Origin of the sequence: Roseovarius sp. A-2, assembly GCF_002072155.1 — a bacterium.
GTDB lineage: Bacteria > Pseudomonadota > Alphaproteobacteria > Rhodobacterales > Rhodobacteraceae > Roseovarius.
Genome location: NZ_BDIY01000068.1, coordinates 1 through 2,771, shown reverse-complemented (window position 1 = coordinate 2,771; position 2,771 = coordinate 1). Strand labels below are relative to the sequence as shown.

At 56.2% G+C, this 2,771-nt stretch carries 3 protein-coding genes; all 3 read left to right on the top strand.

The features are described 5' to 3' along the window. Nucleotides 1-237 precede the first annotated feature (237 nt). The 3 genes from BHD06_RS22495 (at nt 238) to BHD06_RS22485 (ending at nt 2,685) form a co-directional block, all read left to right on the top strand. Nucleotides 238-1,176 carry a DUF1403 family protein gene (locus BHD06_RS22495; RefSeq protein WP_080459171.1) on the top strand — a complete coding sequence of 313 codons (939 nt, stop codon included), beginning with the start codon at nt 238-240 and terminating at the stop codon, nt 1,174-1,176. A gap of 2 nt (nt 1,177-1,178) precedes the next feature. Further along, nucleotides 1,179-1,763 (top strand): SMC-Scp complex subunit ScpB, encoded by a 585-nt coding sequence (locus BHD06_RS22490; RefSeq protein ID WP_080459170.1) that lies wholly within the window; start codon nt 1,179-1,181, stop codon nt 1,761-1,763. Between the two features lie 163 nt (nt 1,764-1,926). Next, nucleotides 1,927-2,685, top strand: coding sequence for an ATP-binding protein (locus BHD06_RS22485; protein ID WP_254892579.1), 759 nt, complete (start codon nt 1,927-1,929; stop codon nt 2,683-2,685). Nucleotides 2,686-2,771: the final 86 nt, after the last annotated feature.

The following is a 2,771-nucleotide window of genomic DNA, read 5'->3' as shown; positions in this document are numbered from 1 at the left end:
TAAGAGTCCAGAGTTTGAGCAAGAGCCCAGTCCACCGGTTAAGTGGAAACTTCCTCGACGAGAGGGCCGATTTCAGTCGAATCCACCCATGAAACTAAAACGACAGCAACATGTCGCGAACCCTATCTAGTTATGTCCGATAATACAACATTATTGGACATGATTGAGGGCTTTAAGGTGGGGCGGGTAAGGTAGTATTTTCTGGCAATAAGCGCCGCACTGACTTAGGGTTCGGATATGAAACCCACCACGAAACCAGTCTTTGACGATACACAGAGCATACAGTTGCTACCCCGTTGGGTCACCTCGTCACGAACCGAAGTCATTGAAACTGGTGCATTTATGTCCGGTGCGGCATTGGCAATGCTAGATGTGGTGTTGCGCGACTCGTGTGGCACATTGCCGGGTGCTTTGTTGCGGGATCGAATGGCTTTGGACGCCACAGTTGCCTGTCTAAAGCTAGAAAACCGCAATGAAAACACGTCCGATGTCCGTGACGCAGTGTGTTTGGCGCGTGCAGGGGATGCGTTGGGACCTGCTGGTAACATGTTTGTTGCTTGGCGCAAGTCGGCGCGGATCGACCTGACACGACCGGGGTGGAAAGACCGGCTTGGGAAGTTGTTGCCCGCTTCAATGGCAGAAGCGGTGTCAGAACTCGGTGCCCACGCAGGAACACCGGTTGGACAAGCGAGCCAGATATTGGCGGCCATGTTGCGACAGTTTCCGCGCGAAGAATCGGCGGCACTGATGTTGGCGGATGTGACGCTGGCCCGTGCGATTGGCTGGAGTCGCCCGGTGCCATTATTTGCCGCGCATTTGGCGCGCAAGGATATCCGTGCGATCGCGGACGGGGCGGGTAACCCGTCGCTTAGCTTACACCGCGCGATAATTGTCGCCTGCGATGGAGCCATTCGCGATGCTGCTGATCTTGTGAGGCGTGCCACCAAGTTGCAGGCCATTGCACCAAAGCTGCGGGCCAAAGGGTCAGACGAAGCCCTGGCCTTGTTTCTGAGCCATGATGCGGTGTCGCCCTCGGGGATGTTGTCTCCCATGATCCAGGGCACGTCATTCGCGATGACGGGCCGCGCGGCGCGGCGGTTGTGTGATCGGTTGGTGGAACTGGGCGTTGTGCGTGAGCTCACCGGGCGCGCCACGTTCCGGCTCTACGGGGTGTAAGCATGACACAGGAAGCCCCGGCGTTAGACACTGAACTGGAGGACCTGCCGCCAGAATTACGCTGGCGCGAATGGATGGGCCGGATCGAGGCGGTGCTCTTTGCCAGTGCGTCTCCGGTCCGGCGGGCGGATCTGGCGCGGGTTGTGGGGCAAGGGGCGTCGGTGGATTTACTGATTGAGGATATTCAGGCGGAGTTGGCTGGGCGTCCCTATGAATTGGTCGCGGTTGCCGATGGGTGGTCGATGCGGACGCGGGTGCGATTTGCCGATGCAATCCGGACGGCGGGGGATGTGAATGAACAGCTGGTAGACTTGAATGAATTCGAGGTCGCTGTGCTCGCGTCGATTGCCTATCACCAGCCGCTCACGCGTGACGGACTCAAGGATATCTTTGGCAAGGACATCAGCCGTGATCTGATTGGGAGGTTGCGGGCACAAGAGTTGATCACCACCGGACCGCGCAGCCCGCGGGCAGGGGCACCCTATACCTATGTGACAACGCAGAAGTTCTTGATGGTGTTCGGGATGGCAAGCCTTCGCGACTTGCCCGATCGCGAAGGACTACAGGATGCTGGCTTGGCAAGTTGACACACAGAAGTTCATCTAGTGAGCAAATAGTGAGATACCTAATGAGCAAATGGTGGAGTTTCTAATGGACAAATGGTGGGTTCTCTAATAAGCAACCAGTGGTAGGAACCAAGCCTCTCACACGGTATGCTTTCCGCAAAGCTCGAAAGGGAAACACCGGTCCATGAGTGATACAGAAGACTATCTGCCAAGACACCTCATTCCAGAGCTTGAAGACGCAATCGCATCAGCACGTGTGGTCAACCTCATAGGTCCGAGGCAGGTTGGCAAGACGACACTTGTAAGAGACTTGTTTGGCAATGGCCGTTTTATCACTTTGGATGACGCTGCAGTCTTGGCCGCCATTGACGCGGACCCAGAAGGGCAGCTCACCAGTCTGATGGAAGACCTGGATCATGCACCGCTTATCATCGATGAGGCTCAGCGGTCTAAAAAGCTGGCTCTGGCAATTAAGAGGTTGGTCGATACCAATCGGCGCAAGGGGCAATTTGTACTTACCGGATCCTCCAACGTATTTACGACCGCTGACGTAGCTGACTCGCTTGCGGGCAGGATGCGCACACTTAAGCTCTGGCCCTTGTCAGTTGCCGAAGTCAAAAGAGCACCTGTTAATCGCCTAATGGACTGGGCGATGCAAAAAGACCCGACGCTAGGACAAGTGGCCGATCCAGAGAAGGTCAGCCGAAGCGACTACATTGATCTCATTCTGGAAGGGGGCTTTCCTGAAACCAGAACGCTGCCACTCAGATCCCGTCAGCGGCAGTATCGGGACTATATCGACGCAGTCGTTGAGCGCGATGTGGCAGATATCACGCCGGTTCGAAAGCCAGATGCCCTGCGTATCCTGATAGACCAGATGGCGGCCCGGTCGGCTCAAGAAATTAACCCGGATAATTCACGACACCTGTATGATCGGCCGTGAGACCATGTTTTGCGCGAGGGTGCCATGACGAGCTCGAGCGTGATCTGCGTCCGGGTTAACGGCGGACGGCAATGTCCTCTGGGGCT

What these genes read in the sequence shown, in the direction of transcription:
- BHD06_RS22485 (WP_254892579.1), top strand. Translation starts at nt 1,927, where the DNA reads ATGAGTGATACAGAAGACTATCTGCCAAGACACCTCATTCCAGAGCTT.
- BHD06_RS22490 (WP_080459170.1), top strand. Translation starts at nt 1,179, where the DNA reads ATGACACAGGAAGCCCCGGCGTTAGACACTGAACTGGAGGACCTGCCG.
- BHD06_RS22495 (WP_080459171.1), top strand. Translation starts at nt 238, where the DNA reads ATGAAACCCACCACGAAACCAGTCTTTGACGATACACAGAGCATACAG.